The following is a 17,560-nucleotide window of genomic DNA, read 5'->3' as shown; positions in this document are numbered from 1 at the left end:
TCAGATGCGTTTGGCTTGCGCCACGGCGTTGCCGATGTAGTTTGCCGGGGTGAGCAGTTTCAGCTCGGCCTTGGCGGCGGCTGGCATGTCCAGGCCGTCGATGAAAGTCTGCAGCGCTTCAGGGCTGATGCCCTTGCCGCGAGTCAGTTCTTTCAGCTTTTCGTACGGGTTTTCGATGTTGTAGCGGCGCATCACGGTCTGGATCGGCTCGGCCAACACTTCCCAGCACGCGTCCAGGTCAGCGGCAATCTTCTGCTCGTTGAGCTCCAGCTTGCTGATGCCTTTGAGGCTGGCTTCGTACGCGATCACGCTGTGGGCGAAGCCGACACCGAGGTTGCGCAGTACGGTGGAGTCGGTCAGGTCACGCTGCCAGCGGGAGATCGGCAGCTTGCTCGCCAGGTGCTGGAACAGTGCGTTGGCGATGCCCAGGTTGCCTTCGGAGTTTTCGAAGTCGATCGGGTTGACCTTGTGCGGCATGGTCGACGAACCGATTTCGCCAGCGATGGTGCGCTGTTTGAAATAACCCAGAGAGATGTAGCCCCAGATGTCGCGGTCGAAGTCGATCAGGATGGTGTTGAAGCGTGCGATCGCGTCGAACAGCTCGGCGATGTAGTCGTGCGGTTCGATCTGCGTGGTGTACGGGTTGAAGCCCAGGCCCAGCTCGTCTTCGATGAAGGCGCGGGCGTTGGCTTCCCAGTCGATCTCAGGGTAGGCCGACAGGTGAGCGTTGTAGTTGCCGACAGCACCGTTGATCTTGCCCAGTAGCGGAACGGCGGCGACTTGAGCGATTTGGCGCTCCAGACGATAAACCACGTTCGCCAGCTCTTTGCCCAGGGTGGTCGGCGATGCCGGTTGACCGTGGGTGCGCGACAGCATCGGCACGTCAGCGAAGCGGATGGCCAGCTCGCGAATGGCTTCGGCAGTCTGGCGCATCAGCGGCAGCATCACGTCATCACGGCCTTCGCGCAGCATCAGGGCGTGGGACAGGTTGTTGATGTCCTCGCTGGTGCAGGCAAAGTGGATGAATTCGCTGACGGCAGCCAGTTCCGGCAACTTGGCCGCTTGCTCTTTGAGCAGGTACTCAATGGCTTTGACGTCGTGGTTGGTGGTGCGCTCGATCTCTTTGACACGCTCGGCGTGCTCCAGAGAGAAGTTTTCCGCCAGGGTGTTCAACACCGCATTGGCTTCGGCGGAGAACGCCGGCACTTCGCTGATGGCAGGGTGAGCGGCCAGGCGCTGGAGCCAGCGCACTTCAACCAGAACGCGAGCACGGATCAGACCGTATTCGCTGAAAATTGGGCGCAGGGCCTGGGTTTTGCCGGCGTAGCGGCCGTCAACAGGGGAAACCGCAGTGAGCGAAGAGAGCTGCATGGGGTGTTCTCGGACAGTCGGGCAACGAAATGGGGCGCGTATCATACATGAAAAAATCCGCCGGTCCGTTGCCAACTGACCGGCGTATTACGCGTTACTGACTACAAAGCGGTATTGCGGGCCCGGTTCAGCTGCTGCGCATCAGCGGGTAAAGCTCTTTAAGCAGCTTGCGCCGGCTGATCACCAACTGCCAGCGATGACCACCCAACTGCCGCCACAGGCGTGCCGAGCGGATCCCGGCCAGCAACAGCGCGCGAATCTTCGAGGCATTGCTCGGTTGCTGCAGGTTGCGCATGTCGCCATGCACCTGAATCCGTTGGCGCAGGGTGCTCAGGGTGTCCTGATACAGCGCGCCACAGGCGGCGATCACATTTTCATGGGCCGGGCCGAAGTGCTCGACCTGAGCCTGAATCTGCGGCAGACGCTTACCGATCTCGTCCAGCATGTCGCCACGTTTGGCCAACTGACGCTCCAGGCCCAGCATTGACAGGGCATAGCGCAGCGGTTCGCGCTGAAGGGTGCTGGGGTCGCGCTCCAGGGCGCCGATCAGGGCGCGGTAACCTTCACGCAGATTGATGTCGTCACCGCCATAGACTTCCAGCGTGTCCTTGGGGTCGCGAATCAGCAGGCTGCCGAGCATGCAGGTCAGGCCGGCTTCGTTGGTCTGGCCGGTCTTTGCGATCTTGTCGACCAGCACGGCGGCGAGAAATACACCGCCCAAGGCTGTCAGTTGCTCCTGAGTCGGGCTCATGAACGCTGGCCCTTGCTGGTCCAGGGTTCGGCCACTTCGATCACGCCGCCGCCGAGGCAGATTTCACCGTCGTAGAACACCACGGATTGGCCTGGGGTGACCGCGCGTTGCGGGTCATCGAAGGTCGCGCGGTAGCCGGTGGCGGTCTTTTCCAGCGTACAAGGCTGGTCGCTCTGGCGATAACGCACCTTGGCGGTCAATTTGCGCGGCTCGGTCAAGTCGATCGGGTTGACCCAATAGATGTCCGAGGCGAGCAGGGCGCGGGAGAACAAATAAGGGTGGTCATTGCCCTGGCCAACGATCAGTTCGTTGTGTTCCAGATCCTTGATCAGCACATACCACGGCTCGTCGCTGGCGTCTTTCAGGCCACCGATGCCCAGGCCCTGACGCTGGCCGATGGTGTGGTACATCAAGCCGTGGTGACGGCCGATGACTTCGCCTTCGGTGGTCTTGATCTCGCCTGGCTGGGCCGGCAGGTATTGCTTGAGGAAGTCGCTGAAGCGGCGTTCGCCGATAAAGCAGATCCCGGTGGAATCCTTTTTCTTCGCGGTGGCCAGGTCGTGTTTCTCGGCAATCGCACGGACTTCGGGTTTTTCCAGCTCGCCGACCGGGAACAGCGTCTTGGCGATCTGTTCGCCGCCGACGGCGTGCAGGAAGTAGCTCTGGTCCTTGTTCGGATCCAGGCCCTTGAGCAATTCGGTGCGACCATCGATGTCGCGGCGGCGCACATAGTGGCCGGTGGCAATCAGGTCGGCGCCGAGCATCATGGCGTAGTCGAGAAACGCCTTGAACTTGATTTCGCGGTTGCAGAGGATGTCCGGGTTCGGCGTGCGACCGGCCTTGTACTCGGCCAGGAAATGCTCGAACACGTTGTCCCAGTACTCGGCGGCGAAGTTGGCGGTGTGCAGCTTGATGCCAATCTTGTCGCACACGGCCTGAGCGTCCGCCAGGTCATCCATGGCGGTGCAGTATTCCGTTCCATCGTCTTCTTCCCAGTTCTTCATGAACAGGCCTTCCACCTCATAGCCCTGCTCGATCAGCAGGAGAGCGGAAACGGAAGAGTCCACGCCGCCGGACATACCGACAATGACGCGCTTCTTTTGTGTGGTAGAAGGGGCTGGATCACGCATAGGGATTTAATGAGTGTCTTGAAAAAGGACGCGATTCTAGCAGGCTCAAGCCTGCAAGGCTAAAGAGAAGGGCGGATCAGCTCGAGGCTGAAGTGTTTACCGTCCAGATAATCATCGATGCAGCGGATGATCAGCTCACTGCGCCAGTTTGCGCGCTGTTGCAGCAGTTCGTCACGCGTCAGCCATTTTGCGCCGACAATACCGTCGTCCAATTGATAATCCGGGTGGTGTTTCAGCGCTTTGGCGGTGAAGCAAACGCGTTGATAGGTCACGCCGTTGCTTGGGGCGGTGTAGAGATAAATGCCTACCACGCCGGTCGGCTCGACGTCCCAGCCGGTTTCTTCAAGGGTTTCGCGTATGGCGGCTTCGATCAGGGTTTCTTCCGGGTCCAGATGGCCGGCGGGCTGGTTGAGCACCGTTTGTCCGTGCTTGAGTTCTTCGACCATCAGGAAGCGACCATTGTCTTCGACGATGGTGGCGACGGTGATGTGGGGTAGCCAATCCATGAAGCTTCCTCGATTCTGAATGTTGAAACACGAGACCTGTGGGTCGGGTTCTGACAGATAAATATGTCTGAACGCCAGAAACACAAACCCCGGCACATGGCCGGGGTTTGTGATGTTCCCTTACAACCTTAAACCAGCGCAGCGATCGCGGCGTTGAACGTGTTGCTCGGGCGCATGGCCTTGCTGATCAGCTCGGCATTGGCGTGGTAGTAACCGCCAATGTCCACTGGCTTGCCCTGAACGGCGTTGAGCTCGGCAACGATGGTCGCTTCGTTCTCGGTCAGGGTTTTGGCCAGTTCGCCAAACTGCGCTTGCAGTGCAGTGTCTTCGGTCTGGGCGGCCAGGGCTTGAGCCCAGTACAGCGCCAGGTAGAAGTGGCTGCCGCGGTTGTCGATGTTGCCGACTTTGCGCGATGGCGACTTGTTGTTGTCCAGGAACTGGCCAGTGGCCTGATCCAGGGTCTTGGCCAGCACCAGCGCTTTAGGGTTGTTGTAGGTAACACCCAGGTGCTCGAGGGAAGCAGCCAGAGCCAGGAACTCGCCCAGGGAATCCCAGCGCAGGAAGTTTTCTTCCAGCAGCTGCTGAACGTGCTTCGGTGCCGAACCGCCGGCGCCAGTTTCGAACAGACCACCGCCGTTCATCAGCGGAACGATCGACAGCATCTTGGCGCTGGTGCCCAGTTCCATGATCGGGAACAGGTCGGTCAGGTAGTCGCGCAGTACGTTGCCGGTCACCGAAATGGTGTCCTTGCCTTCGCGGGTGCGGTCCAGGGTGAACTTCATCGCGTCGACAGGCGACATGATGCGGATGTCCAGGCCAGAAGTGTCGTGATCCTTCAGGTACGCCTGAACTTTCTCGATCACTACGCCGTCGTGGGCGCGCATTGGGTCCAGCCAGAAAATGGCCGGAGTTGCGCTTGCACGGGCACGGTTGACGGCCAGTTTGACCCAATCCTGGATCGGCGCGTCTTTGGTCTGGCACATGCGGAAGATGTCGCCGGCTTCAACCGACTGTTCCAGCAGGGTGCGGCCAGCGCTGTCGGAAACCCGAACCACGCCGTTTGCCTTGATCTGGAAAGTCTTGTCGTGCGAGCCGTACTCTTCGGCTTTCTTCGCCATCAGGCCAACGTTTGGCACGCTGCCCATGGTGGTTGGGTCGAAGGCGCCGTTTGCCTTGCAGTCTTCGATCACCGCCTGGTAGATGGTGGCGTAGCAGCGATCCGGGATCACGGCCTTGGTGTCGTGCAGCTGGCCGTCGGTGCCCCACATCTTGCCGGAGTCACGGATCATCGCTGGCATCGAGGCGTCGACGATGACGTCGCTCGGCACGTGCAGGTTGGTGATGCCTTTGTCGGAGTTGACCATGGCCAACGACGGACGAGCGGCGTAGACCGCCTGGATGTCCGCTTCGATCTGCGCTTGTTGCTCAGCCGGGAGGGCTTTGATGCGAGCGTACAGGTCGCCGATGCCGTTGTTCAGGTTGAAGCCGATCTGTGCCAGCACGTCAGCGTGCTTGGCCAGGGCGTCTTTATAGAACTCGGCAACGATCTGGCCGAACATGATCGGGTCGGAGACCTTCATCATGGTGGCTTTCAGGTGAACCGACAGCAGCACGCCTTTGGCTTTGGCGTCTTCGATCTCGGCCGCGATGAAGCTGCGCAGCGCGTTTTTGCTCATGACTGCGCAATCGAGGATCTCACCGGCTTGTACGGTGGTTTTTTCTTTCAGGACGGTGGTGGTGCCGTCTTGAGCGATCAGTTCGATTTTGACGGCGTCAGCAGCGTCGATCAGGGCGGCTTTTTCGCTGCCGTAGAAATCGCCGGTGCTCATGTGAGCGACGTGGGACTTGGAGTCTTTGGCCCAGGCGCCCATTTTGTGCGGGTGCTTGCGCGCGTAGTTTTTGACCGACAGTGGTGCGCGACGATCAGAGTTGCCTTCGCGCAGGACCGGGTTTACGGCGCTGCCCTTGATCTTGTCGTAACGCGACTTGGCGAGCTTGTCGGCATCGCTGGTCACGGTTTCCGGGTAGTCCGGCAGTGCGAAGCCCTGGGCTTGCAGCTCTTTGATCGCGGCCTGCAGTTGCGGAACCGAAGCGCTGATGTTCGGCAGCTTGATGATGTTGGCTTCAGGCGTAACGGCCAGGTCGCCCAGTTCGGCGAGGTGGTCGGCTACGGCTTTGTCACCCAATTGCTCGGGGAAGCTGGCCAGAATGCGCCCTGCAAGAGAGATATCGCGGGTTTCAACGGCGATATCAGCCGAGGCGGTGAAAGCCTCTACGATAGGCAACAGTGAATAGGTGGCGAGGGCTGGGGCTTCGTCGGTGAAGGTATAGATGATCTTCGAGCGGGTGGGCATATTCGGATTAACTCTCTCTTCTTTGCTAAAGCGTGCGCAGAAACTCGAGGGGCGCCGGGTAAGCGCGTTCGTTCAAAGTCATCCATGAGCCGAATGTCGAGGTTTCTTCGCGGTGATGTTGGGTGCATCAGTCGAGCGTCAAGCGGGTGGACTGCGATAACAATCCGGCTTATTCGGGCCCAACGTCTTGTGATAGAGCGGTCGGCCGTAGTGACTCTGTGGTCAGCGGCGGCATTATACATAGGTAGCTGGCAATCTGCCGATGGTTCATAGGCAACGATTTTCGTCCATTGGTCTAAAGGTCGCAGGCCGGTGTGGGGCGTAGAGTCGTTCGCCGTGCTTGAGTTTGGCGCTTTTCCCTTTGCTTTCAGGCTTGTACGTCGCGAACTGTGCAGCTTTGCGGCAGATGGGCGGAACATAGGGTTTGCGCGCCGATTTAACTGGGGTACGCTCGAACGCAGCCAGATGTTCAATCCAAACAATGGAGTTCAGCATGGGATACAAGAAGATTCAGGTTCCAGCCGTCGGCGACAAAATCACCGTCAACGCGGACCATTCTCTCAATGTTCCTAACAACCCGATCATCCCCTTCATAGAAGGCGATGGTATTGGCGTTGATATCAGCCCGGTCATGATCAAGGTTGTCGATGCTGCTGTTAAGAAGGCTTACGGCGGCGAACGCAAAATTTCCTGGATGGAAGTCTACGCCGGGGAGAAAGCGACTCAGGTTTACGATCAGGACACCTGGCTACCTCAGGAAACCCTGGACGCAGTCAAGGATTACGTGGTTTCCATCAAAGGCCCTCTGACCACGCCGGTCGGCGGCGGCATCCGTTCGCTGAACGTGGCCCTGCGTCAGCAACTCGATTTGTATGTGTGCCTGCGTCCGGTGCGCTGGTTCGAAGGCGTACCTAGCCCGGTCAAGAAGCCAGGTGATGTCGATATGACGATCTTCCGCGAAAACTCGGAAGACATTTATGCCGGTATCGAATGGAAGGCCGGTTCGCCGGAAGCGACCAAGGTCATCAAGTTCCTTAAAGAAGAAATGGGCGTCACCAAGATCCGTTTCGACGAAAACTGCGGTATCGGCATCAAGCCGGTCTCCCTGGAAGGCACCAAGCGTCTGGCGCGCAAGGCCCTGCAGTATGTGGTCGACAATGACCGCGACTCGCTGACCATCGTGCACAAAGGCAACATCATGAAGTTCACCGAAGGTGCCTTCAAGGAATGGGCCTACGAAGTGGCTGCTGAAGAATTCGGCGCGACCCTGCTCGACGGCGGCCCGTGGATGCAGTTCAAGAACCCGAAAACCGGCAAGAACGTTATCGTCAAGGACGCCATCGCCGACGCCATGCTCCAGCAGATCCTGCTGCGCCCGGCCGAGTACGATGTGATCGCAACCCTGAACCTCAACGGCGACTACCTCTCCGACGCCCTGGCGGCGGAAGTGGGCGGTATCGGTATCGCGCCGGGCGCCAACCTGTCCGACACCGTGGCCATGTTCGAAGCGACCCACGGTACTGCGCCGAAATACGCCGGCAAGGACCAGGTCAACCCGGGTTCGTTGATCCTGTCCGCCGAAATGATGCTGCGTCACATGGGCTGGACCGAAGCGGCCGACCTGATCATCAAAGGTACCAACGGCGCGATTTCCGCGAAAACCGTGACCTATGACTTCGAACGTCTGATGGAGGGCGCCAAACTGGTTTCGTCTTCAGGGTTTGGTGACGCGCTGATCTCGCACATGTAAGCCAGCTGACGAAAAAACCGCCTTCGGGCGGTTTTTTTATGACTGGATGATTAGGTCGCGTCAGCTCGACACTGTTTCTTGCCGGGTGGCAGGGGCGCTCTGTTCGTTCGGGGAGGTGGCAGACGCGATCTTTACTGCATGCAGCCCTTTGGGGCCCTGAATGATCTCGAAGCTGACGATTTGCCCAGCCTTGAGGGTTTTGTATCCGTCCATTTCAATAGCCGAATAGTGGGCAAAGAAATCGATATCCTTGCCATCCTCGTCACGACCTTCTCTGGCGTCGGTGTTAATGAAACCGAACCCCTTGGCATTGTTGAACCATTTCACCTTACCGACAGCCATACCCATATCCCTCTGCAACAGACTCCATCACTGGAGTATCATCCAGTTAATCCGCAGTCTAATCTTGCAAATAGATTGACTCCGCGGACCTTTTTTACCCACTGTGGGCTCTATTGGTTGTAACACCGATTTTCCGATAGTCAAGGTGACCGGGCAGTCGGAGTTGAAAACGTTCATAACCGCCCCCACCACTGTATTTGCACAACTGACGAACCTTTCTTTCCATGCATGCAATCAGCCAGATTCGACTAACATTCAATCAGGATCGCCCTGATTTACACGACGACGATTCCGCAGGCATTGCTGTTCAGGAGGCTAAGCCTGCTTTACAGGCGCCACCGATGTACAAGGTGGTTTTGTTCAACGATGACTACACACCGATGGATTTCGTCGTCGAAGTGCTCGAGGTGTTTTTTAACCTGAATCGCGAGCTGGCGACCAAGGTCATGCTGGCCGTCCACACAGAAGGACGGGCAGTATGTGGAGTGTTTACCCGCGACATCGCCGAGACCAAGGCCATGCAGGTCAACCAGTACGCCAGGGAAAGCCAGCATCCGCTACTCTGTGAAATCGAGAAGGACGGTTAATCGCCGACCACTTGGGTATGAGGTGAAGCTATGTTAAACCGCGAGCTCGAAGTCACCCTCAATCTTGCCTTCAAGGAGGCTCGTTCGAAGCGTCATGAATTCATGACCGTCGAACACCTGCTGTTGGCCCTATTGGATAATGAGGCTGCCGCCACCGTTTTGCGTGCCTGCGGCGCAAACCTCGACAAACTCAAGCATGATCTGCAGGAGTTCATCGACTCCACCACGCCATTGATCCCTCTTCATGACGAGGATCGTGAAACCCAGCCAACCCTGGGCTTCCAGCGTGTATTGCAGCGTGCTGTCTTTCACGTACAGAGCTCGGGCAAACGCGAAGTGACTGGCGCTAACGTGCTGGTCGCAATCTTCAGTGAGCAAGAGAGTCAGGCAGTGTTTCTGCTGAAACAGCAGAGCGTTGCGCGCATCGATGTCGTCAACTACATCGCCCATGGCATTTCCAAAGTGCCGGGGCATGGCGATCACTCTGAAGGTGAACAAGATATGCAGGACGACGAGGGCGGTGAGTCTTCTTCCTCAGGCAATCCTCTGGATGCTTATGCCAGCAACCTCAACGAACTCGCGCGTCAGGGTCGTATCGATCCGTTGGTAGGCCGTGAGCTGGAGGTCGAGCGTGTCGCGCAGATCCTCGCGCGTCGTCGCAAAAACAATCCGCTGCTGGTGGGCGAGGCGGGCGTGGGTAAAACCGCGATTGCCGAAGGCCTGGCCAAACGCATTGTCGACAACCAGGTGCCGGACCTGCTGGCCAACAGCGTGGTGTATTCCCTCGATCTGGGGGCTTTGCTGGCCGGGACCAAATACCGCGGCGATTTCGAGAAGCGCTTCAAGGCGCTGCTCAATGAGCTGAAAAAACGTCCGCAGGCGATCCTGTTCATCGACGAGATCCACACCATTATTGGTGCGGGCGCTGCGTCCGGTGGCGTCATGGATGCTTCGAACCTGCTCAAGCCATTGCTGTCTTCGGGCGACATTCGCTGCATCGGTTCGACCACGTTCCAGGAATTCCGCGGGATCTTCGAGAAGGACCGTGCTCTGGCTCGGCGCTTCCAGAAGGTCGATGTGTCGGAACCTTCGGTGGAAGACACCATTGGCATCCTGCGCGGTCTGAAAGGGCGTTTCGAAGCGCACCACAACATCGAATACAGCGATGAAGCCCTGCGCGCCGCTGCTGAACTGGCCTCGCGTTACATCAATGACCGGCACATGCCGGACAAGGCCATCGACGTCATCGACGAGGCGGGCGCCTATCAGCGTCTGCAGCCGATCGAGAAGCGCGTGAAACGCATCGAAGTGGCTCAGGTCGAGGACATCGTCGCGAAAATCGCGCGAATTCCGCCAAAACACGTCACCAGTTCCGACAAAGAGCTGCTGCGTAACCTTGAGCGTGACCTGAAACTCACGGTATTTGGCCAGGATGCGGCGATCGACTCGCTGTCGACCGCGATCAAACTGTCCCGTGCCGGCCTCAAGTCGCCTGACAAGCCCGTCGGTTCGTTCCTGTTCGCAGGGCCGACCGGTGTTGGTAAAACCGAAGCCGCGCGGCAACTGGCCAAGGCGTTGGGGGTCGAGCTGGTTCGCTTCGATATGTCCGAGTACATGGAGCGCCACACCGTATCGCGTCTGATCGGTGCGCCTCCAGGCTATGTCGGGTTCGATCAGGGCGGTCTGCTGACCGAAGCCATTACCAAGCAGCCTCACTGCGTGCTGTTGCTCGATGAAATCGAGAAGGCGCATCCGGAAGTCTTCAACCTGCTGTTGCAGGTCATGGACCACGGTACGCTGACCGATAACAACGGGCGCAAGGCGGACTTCCGTAACGTGATCGTCATCATGACGACCAACGCCGGTGCCGAAACTGCAGCCCGTGCTTCGATCGGTTTCACCTATCAGGACCACTCGTCCGATGCGATGGAAGTGATCAAGAAGAGCTTCACGCCGGAGTTCCGCAACCGTCTGGACACTATTATCCAGTTTGGTCGCCTCAGCCATGAGGTCATCAAAAGCGTGGTGGACAAGTTCCTTACCGAACTTCAGGCGCAGTTGGAAGACAAGCGTGTGCTGCTGGAAGTCACCGATGCTGCTCGCAGTTGGCTGGCGGCCGGTGGTTACGACTCGGCAATGGGCGCTCGTCCAATGGCGCGTTTGATCCAGGACAAGATCAAGCGTCCGCTGGCTGAGGAGATTCTCTTTGGCGAACTGGCCGAACATGGCGGTGTGGTACACATCGACATCAAGGACGGCGAACTGACCTTCGAGTTCGAGACCACGGCTGAAATGGCCTGACGTTAAACCGCAACAAAGCAAAAAGGCGCCGATTGGCGCCTTTTTGCTTTCTGCCATGATCGTTCCCAGGCTCCGCGTGGGGATGTAGCCCGGGACGCTCCGCGTCCCTTCAAAAGCCGAACGCAGAGCGTCCGTTGAGGTATTCCCACGCAGAGCGTGGGAACGATCCGCAAACAAAAACGCCCGGCATAGCCGGGCGTTTTGTATTGACTTGATTAGCGAGCGCGGTAGGTGATGCGCCCTTTGCTCAAGTCATAGGGCGTCAGCTCGACGCGCACTTTGTCGCCGGTAAGAATACGGATGTAGTTCTTGCGCATCTTGCCGGAAATATGCGCGGTTACGACGTGCCCATTTTCCAACTCCACACGAAACATGGTGTTGGGCAGGGTGTCGACGACAGTGCCTTCCATTTCGAAGCTGTCTTCTTTCGACATGCAGTAAAGCCCTCGGTGTCCAATGAATGGCCCGGTGCAACTGCGCCAGGCAAAAGCGGCGTGCATTGTGCCCGAAAAATGGGGTTTAAGCCAAGGGGTTCTAGCTCAGGATGACCCAACGTTGATTAATCAGCAGTTCGATAGGGCGATATTGGGTCTTGTAGCTCATTTTTTTGCAGTTTTTGATCCAGTAGCCGAGATAGACGGCTTCCAGCCCCAGGCGTCGGGCTTCGCCGATTTGCCACAGGATCGCATAACGCCCCAGGCTACGACGCTCTTCGGCGGGCTCGTAGAAGGTATAGACCGCTGACAAACCGTTGGGCAGCAAGTCAGTGACGGCCACTGCCAGCAGTCGGCCTTCGAGACGAAATTCGTAGAAGCGGGAGAACGGCAGGTCACGCACCAGGAAGGTCGAAAACTGGTCGCGGCTCGGCGGGTACATATCGCCGTCGGCGTGACGTTGTTCGATGTAGCGCTGATAGAGGTCGAAATACTCTTCGCTGAACTTTGGCCTGGCCGGACGCACCTGTAAGTCGGCATTACGTTTGACAATGCGTTTCTGCTGACGGTTGGGGGTAAATTGCGCCACAGGAATGCGCGCCGGTACGCATGCATTGCAATGCTGGCAATGGGGCCGGTAGAGATGATCGCCACTGCGACGAAAACCCATTTCCGACAGGTCTGCGTAGACATGCACATCCATGGGCTGACTAGGGTCGAGGAACAGCGTCGTGGCCTGCTCCTCGGGCAGATAACTGCAAGAGTGGGGCTGAGTGGCATAAAACTTCAAACGCGCCAACTCGGTCATGATCAACCCTCGGGATAAGCTTTTGATTAAGTGTAAGCCACGTGGGGGAAAGTCGCTCAGCAAACCCAGGTGGCACGGTCCGGTTGGTCCAGGTGCCGCGCAAGGTAGCCGGCAAATTCGCGGCGGGGAATGGCTCGGGCACCCAGACTGTGCAGATGATCGGTAGGCATCTGGCAGTCGATCAGCACAAAACCTGAGTCTTTCAGGTGTCGCACCAGGGTGGCGAAGCCATATTTGGAGGCGTTGTCGGCGCGACTGAACATCGACTCGCCGAAAAACAATTGCCCCATAGCCAGGCCGTAGAGCCCGCCGACCAGTACGCCATCGTCCCAGACCTCCACCGAATGGGCGTAACCACGCCTGTGCAGCTCGACATAAGCATCCTGCATCGCTTGGGTGATCCAGGTGCCGTCAGCGTACTCGCGCGGTGCGGCGCAGGCGCTGATGACCGCGGCAAAATCCCGATCGAAGGTCACTTGATAGCGTTGTTGGCGCAGCAGTTTGTTCAAGCTGCGGGAGACATGCAGTTCGTCGGGAAACAGTACCGTGCGCGGATCCGGCGACCACCAGAGAATCGGCTGGCCCTCCGAGAACCACGGAAAGCAACCGTGACGATACGCTTGAATCAGACGATCGGCGGACAAATCGCCGCCCGCGGCCAGCAGCCCGTTGGGGTCGCGCATGGCTTTTTCCAGTGGCGGGAAGGTCAGGGTATTGCGTTGTAACCAAGTCAGCATGGCATCCGGGCTTGCAGAAGGGGAGGGCGGTGGCGGGCCGTTGAGCCCGCCTTGAAGGAGGTTAACCGTCAAACGGTGGGGATGTCATCGAGATACTTCTCGGCATCCAGCGCGGCCATGCAGCCGGCCCCGGCAGAGGTCACCGCCTGGCGGTAAATATGATCGGCCACATCACCGGCGGCGAATACGCCTTCGATGTCGGTGGCGGTGGCGTCACCTTCGCTGCCGCCCTTGACCAGCAGATAGCCGTCACGCATTTTCAGCTGGCCCTGGAACAGGTCGGTGTTGGGCTTGTGGCCGATGGCTATGAATACGCCAGCCAGCGACAAATCATTGGTTTCGCCCGTATGGCTGTGCCGCAGGCGGGCGCCGGTCACGCCGCTGGCATCGCCCAGTACTTCGTCCAGATTCTGGTTCCAGTGCAGGCGGATATTGCCGTTGGCGGCTTTTTCGAAGAGCTTGTCCTGGAGGATCTTCTCCGAGCGCAGTTTGTCGCGACGGTGAATCAGATGAACTTCCTTGGCGATGTTCGACAGGTACAGCGCTTCTTCGACGGCGGTGTTACCTCCGCCGACCACTGCGACCACCTGGTTGCGGTAGAAGAAGCCATCGCAGGTGGCACAAGCCGAAACCCCTTTGCCGGCAAAGGCTTCTTCCGATGGCAGCCCCAGGTATTGCGCCGAAGCGCCGGTGGCGATAATCAGCGCATCGCAGGTGTAGGTGCCGCTGTCGCCGATGAGCTCGAACGGGCGCTGTTGCAACTTGGCCGTATGGATGTGGTCGTAAACGATCTCTGTGTCGAAGCGTTCGGCGTGTTTTTGCATGCGTTCCATCAGTACCGGGCCGGTCAGGCCTTCGACGTCGCCGGGCCAGTTGTCGACTTCGACGGTGGTGGTCAGCTGGCCACCTGCCTGTATGCCGGTGATGACAACGGGTTTGAGGTTGGCGCGAGCGGCATAAACGGCTGCGCTGTAACCGGCAGGGCCGGAACCCAGAATAATCAGGCGGGAATGCTTCGCTTCACTCATAAAAACACCTCATAAGCCTTTGTCACAAAAGAGAATGCATGCTCAAATTGGACTGCGCGTACTGTGCTGTTGGCTATGCTTGCACCCAAGGGTCTCAAGCATGGCATCGGGCGAACAAACCCGTACAATGCCTGCTTGTAACAGTGTTTGTATCAAAAAAGCGGTGCGTGCCGTATTTCGAAAAACCGGGGCGCAGTGTTAAAAGTAGTCCCAGTTGCGCCTGTTAACTTTTTTACCTGCCTGGATTGGGCAGTTTTTATAGTCATTCAACAGATGGACGCGCCATGGGCGCAGGAAAAGAAGCGTTTTGAAGAAATCCACCGCAGCACCTAAAACAGTCGTCCCGCTCTGGCGCCAGCAATTGCACTACCGGCTCAAGGAAGGTGCATTGATCGCCATCGGCGCCTTGTGCCTGTTCCTGATGATGGCTTTGTTGACCTACGGCAAAGACGATCCGGGCTGGAGCCATAACAGCAAGATCGACGATGTGCAGAACTTCGGCGGACCTGCCGGTTCTTACAGCGCCGACATCCTGTTCATGGTCCTGGGTTACTTCGCCTACATTTTCCCGCTGTTGCTGGCGATCAAGGCGTATCAGATCTTCCGCCAGCGCCACGAACCGTGGCAGTGGAGCGGCTGGCTGTTCTCCTGGCGCCTGATCGGCCTGGTATTTCTGGTGCTGTCGGGTGCAGCGCTGGCCCACATCCATTTCCACGCGGCGACCGGTCTGCCGGCGGGGGCGGGTGGCGCTTTGGGCGAAAGCCTCGGCGATCTGGCCAGGAACGCGCTGAACATCCAGGGCAGCACGCTGTTGTTCATCGCGCTGTTCCTGTTCGGCCTGACGGTGTTCACCGACCTGTCGTGGTTCAAGGTGATGGACGTCACCGGCAAGATCACCCTTGATCTGTTCGAACTGTTTCAGGGGGCGGCCAATCGCTGGTGGGCGGCCCGTATGGAACGCAAGCAACTGGTCGCCCAACTGCGTGAGGTCGACGATCGCGTGCATGACGTGGTCGCGCCGACTGTCACCGACAAACGCGAGCAGGCCAAGGTCAAGGAGCGCCTGATCGAGCGCGAGCAGGCCCTGAGCAAGCACATGTCCGAGCGCGAGAAGCAGGTGCCGCCGGTGATTGCCCCGGCTCCGCCCAAACCCGCAGCGCCCAGCAAGCGCGTGGAAAAAGAGAAGCAGGCGCCGTTGTTCGTCGACAGCGCCGTGGAAGGCACCTTGCCGCCGATCTCGATTCTCGACCCCGCGGAAAAGAAACAACTCAATTATTCGCCTGAATCCCTGGCGGCCGTCGGCCACTTGCTGGAAATCAAACTCAAGGAATTCGGCGTCGAAGTCTCGGTGGATTCGATTCATCCGGGCCCGGTCATTACCCGTTACGAAATCCAGCCGGCAGCCGGCGTCAAAGTCAGCCGCATCTCCAACCTGGCGAAAGACCTGGCCCGTTCCCTGGCCGTGACCAGTGTGCGTGTCGTGGAAGTGATTCCGGGCAAGACCACGGTCGGTATCGAAATCCCCAACGAAGACCGGCAGATCGTGCGGTTCTCCGAGGTCTTGTCGACCCCCGAGTACGATAACTTCAAGTCCCCGGTCACCCTGGCCCTGGGTCATGATATCGGCGGCAAGCCGGTCATCACCGACCTGGCGAAAATGCCTCACTTGCTGGTGGCCGGTACGACCGGTTCCGGTAAGTCGGTGGGGGTGAACGCGATGATCCTGTCGATTCTGTTCAAGTCTGGCCCGGAAGACGCCAAACTGATCATGATCGACCCGAAAATGCTTGAGCTGTCGATCTACGAGGGCATTCCGCACCTGCTGTGCCCGGTGGTCACCGACATGAAGGACGCCGCCAACGCCTTGCGCTGGAGCGTCGCCGAGATGGAGCGGCGCTACAAACTGATGGCGAAGATGGGCGTGCGTAACCTGTCGGGCTTCAACGCCAAGGTCAAGGAAGCCCAGGACGCCGGCGAGCCGTTGAGCGATCCGCTGTATAAGCGTGAAAGCATCCACGACGAGGCACCACTGCTGCAAAAACTGCCGACCATCGTCGTGGTCGTCGACGAATTCGCCGACATGATGATGATCGTCGGCAAGAAGGTTGAAGAACTGATCGCCCGTATCGCCCAGAAGGCCCGTGCGGCCGGTATCCACTTGATCCTCGCGACCCAGCGGCCGTCGGTGGACGTGATCACCGGTCTGATCAAGGCGAACATTCCGACCCGTATGGCGTTCCAGGTATCGAGCAAGATCGATTCGCGGACCATCATCGACCAGGGCGGCGCCGAACAACTGCTGGGCCACGGTGATATGTTGTACATGCCGCCGGGCACCAGTCTGCCGATTCGTGTTCACGGCGCGTTCGTGTCCGACGATGAGGTTCACCGGGTGGTTGAAGCCTGGAAACTGCGCGGCGCACCGGAATACAACGATGACATCCTCGCTGGTGTCGAAGAGGCCGGTAGCGGCTTTGAAAACGGCGGCGGTGGCGGTGGCGACGATGATGCCGAAACCGATGCGCTCTACGACGAAGCGGTGCAGTTCGTACTGGAAAGCCGCCGCGCATCCATCTCCGCAGTTCAGCGCAAGCTGAAAATCGGCTACAACCGCGCGGCGCGCATGATCGAAGCCATGGAAATGGCCGGGGTCGTGACGTCCATGAACACCAACGGTTCGCGTGAAGTCCTGGCCCCAGGCCCGGTGCGCGACTGATCCGGTTTTGAAAGGGGCGGTGTCTTGAGACGTCGCCCGCACTCCCACGAATGTTTATGAGGACTCCCATGCGTCTTATCCGCATGCTGTTGCTGCCGGTACTGGCTTTGACCACGCTCTCGGCCCACGCCGATGACAAGGACGTGGCGCGTCTGACTCAACTGCTGGAAAAATCCCAGACCCTGACCGCGCGTTTCTCCCAGCTGACCCTCGATGGCAGTGGCACCCAGTTGCAGGAAACCGCCGGGCAAATGTCCTTGCAGCGCCCGGGCCTGTTCTACTGGCACACCGATGCGCCGCAAGAGCAACTGATGGTGTCCGACGGCAAGAAGGTTTCCCTGTGGGATCCGGACCTGGAGCAGGTCACCATCAAAACCCTCGACCAGCGTCTGACCCAGACTCCTGCGCTGCTGTTGTCCGGTGACGTGTCCAAGATCAGCCAGAGCTTCGACATCAGCGCCAAGGAAGCCGGTGGCGTGATCGACTTCACCCTGAAGCCGAAAACCAAAGACACCCTGTTCGACAGTCTGCGTCTGTCGTTCCGCAACGGTCTGGTCAATGACATGCAACTGATTGACAGCGTCGGCCAGCGCACCAATATCCTGTTTACCGGCGTGAAGGCCAACGAGCCAATTCCTGCGTCCAAATTCAAGTTCGACATCCCCAAGGGTGCCGACGTGATTCAGGAATAAAGAGCAGAACATAGAACCTGTGGGAGCGGGCAAGCCCGCTCCCACAGGAACTG

15 protein-coding genes are annotated in these 17,560 nt (G+C 58.7%); 5 read left to right on the top strand and 10 right to left on the bottom strand.

The genetic code is table 11. The features are described 5' to 3' along the window. From purB to PSH97_RS18350, 5 genes are all read right to left on the bottom strand, one after another. Positions 1-1,371, bottom strand: coding sequence for an adenylosuccinate lyase (purB, locus tag PSH97_RS18370; RefSeq protein ID WP_020799537.1), 1,371 nt, complete (start codon positions 1,369-1,371; stop codon positions 1-3). Positions 1,372-1,498: 127 nt separating this feature from the next. Continuing rightward, positions 1,499-2,122 (bottom strand): high frequency lysogenization protein HflD, encoded by a 624-nt coding sequence (gene hflD / locus PSH97_RS18365; protein ID WP_305446152.1) that lies wholly within the window; start codon positions 2,120-2,122, stop codon positions 1,499-1,501. After that, the gene (mnmA, locus tag PSH97_RS18360) at positions 2,119-3,252 is read right to left on the bottom strand and encodes a tRNA 2-thiouridine(34) synthase MnmA (RefSeq protein WP_305446151.1); all 1,134 of its coding nucleotides are present in this window, start codon (positions 3,250-3,252) and stop codon (positions 2,119-2,121) included. The genes hflD and mnmA overlap by 4 nt, the downstream gene beginning before the upstream one ends. A gap of 59 nt (positions 3,253-3,311) precedes the next feature. Continuing rightward, entirely contained in the window at positions 3,312-3,758 is a 447-nt protein-coding gene (locus PSH97_RS18355) for an NUDIX hydrolase (protein ID WP_305446150.1), read from the bottom strand. 128 nt (positions 3,759-3,886) lie between these two features. Then, positions 3,887-6,112 (bottom strand): NADP-dependent isocitrate dehydrogenase, encoded by a 2,226-nt coding sequence (locus PSH97_RS18350; RefSeq protein ID WP_305446149.1) that lies wholly within the window; start codon positions 6,110-6,112, stop codon positions 3,887-3,889. Positions 6,113-6,605: 493 nt separating this feature from the next. Here PSH97_RS18350 and icd point away from each other — a divergent pair, with 493 nt between their 5' ends. After that, the gene (icd, locus tag PSH97_RS18345; RefSeq protein ID WP_305446148.1) at positions 6,606-7,862 is read left to right on the top strand and encodes an NADP-dependent isocitrate dehydrogenase; all 1,257 of its coding nucleotides are present in this window, start codon (positions 6,606-6,608) and stop codon (positions 7,860-7,862) included. A gap of 60 nt (positions 7,863-7,922) precedes the next feature. On the opposite strand, the gene PSH97_RS18340 is transcribed toward icd, so the two are convergent. Next, positions 7,923-8,204, bottom strand: coding sequence for a cold shock domain-containing protein (locus tag PSH97_RS18340; RefSeq protein WP_305446147.1), 282 nt, complete (start codon positions 8,202-8,204; stop codon positions 7,923-7,925). Between the two features lie 224 nt (positions 8,205-8,428). On the opposite strand from PSH97_RS18340, the gene clpS reads away from it, so the two are divergent. Both clpS and clpA read left to right on the top strand, forming a co-directional pair. Further along, positions 8,429-8,791: an ATP-dependent Clp protease adapter ClpS gene (gene clpS, locus PSH97_RS18335; protein WP_015094394.1), complete on the top strand. Its 363-nt coding sequence runs from the start codon at positions 8,429-8,431 to the stop codon at positions 8,789-8,791. Positions 8,792-8,821: 30 nt separating this feature from the next. Further along, positions 8,822-11,092, top strand: a complete 2,271-nt coding sequence (gene clpA / locus PSH97_RS18330; RefSeq protein WP_052967012.1) for an ATP-dependent Clp protease ATP-binding subunit ClpA — start codon at positions 8,822-8,824, stop codon at positions 11,090-11,092. 215 nt (positions 11,093-11,307) lie between these two features. On the opposite strand, the gene infA is transcribed toward clpA, so the two are convergent. The 4 genes from infA to trxB all read right to left on the bottom strand — a co-directional run bounded on the left by infA (position 11,308) and on the right by trxB (position 14,099). Continuing rightward, positions 11,308-11,526: a translation initiation factor IF-1 gene (gene infA, locus PSH97_RS18325; protein WP_002553999.1), complete on the bottom strand. Its 219-nt coding sequence runs from the start codon at positions 11,524-11,526 to the stop codon at positions 11,308-11,310. A gap of 100 nt (positions 11,527-11,626) precedes the next feature. Then, entirely contained in the window at positions 11,627-12,334 is a 708-nt protein-coding gene (locus PSH97_RS18320) for an arginyltransferase (RefSeq protein WP_305446146.1), read from the bottom strand. A gap of 56 nt (positions 12,335-12,390) precedes the next feature. Beyond that, positions 12,391-13,071, bottom strand: coding sequence for a leucyl/phenylalanyl-tRNA--protein transferase (gene aat, locus PSH97_RS18315; RefSeq protein ID WP_305446145.1), 681 nt, complete (start codon positions 13,069-13,071; stop codon positions 12,391-12,393). A 68-nt stretch (positions 13,072-13,139) separates the two neighbouring features. Beyond that, positions 13,140-14,099, bottom strand: coding sequence for a thioredoxin-disulfide reductase (gene trxB, locus PSH97_RS18310; RefSeq protein WP_305446144.1), 960 nt, complete (start codon positions 14,097-14,099; stop codon positions 13,140-13,142). Between the two features lie 307 nt (positions 14,100-14,406). Here trxB and PSH97_RS18305 point away from each other — a divergent pair, with 307 nt between their 5' ends. After that, entirely contained in the window at positions 14,407-16,815 is a 2,409-nt protein-coding gene (locus PSH97_RS18305) for a DNA translocase FtsK (RefSeq protein WP_305446143.1), read from the top strand. 68 nt (positions 16,816-16,883) lie between these two features. After that, the gene (lolA, locus tag PSH97_RS18300) at positions 16,884-17,507 is read left to right on the top strand and encodes an outer membrane lipoprotein chaperone LolA (RefSeq protein WP_007904916.1); all 624 of its coding nucleotides are present in this window, start codon (positions 16,884-16,886) and stop codon (positions 17,505-17,507) included. Positions 17,508-17,560: the final 53 nt, after the last annotated feature.

This window comes from Pseudomonas cucumis, from assembly GCF_030687935.1.
GTDB lineage: Bacteria > Pseudomonadota > Gammaproteobacteria > Pseudomonadales > Pseudomonadaceae > Aquipseudomonas > Aquipseudomonas cucumis.
The sequence above is the reverse complement of the archived record's forward strand: the minus strand, read 5'-3'. Positions and strand labels throughout refer to the sequence as shown.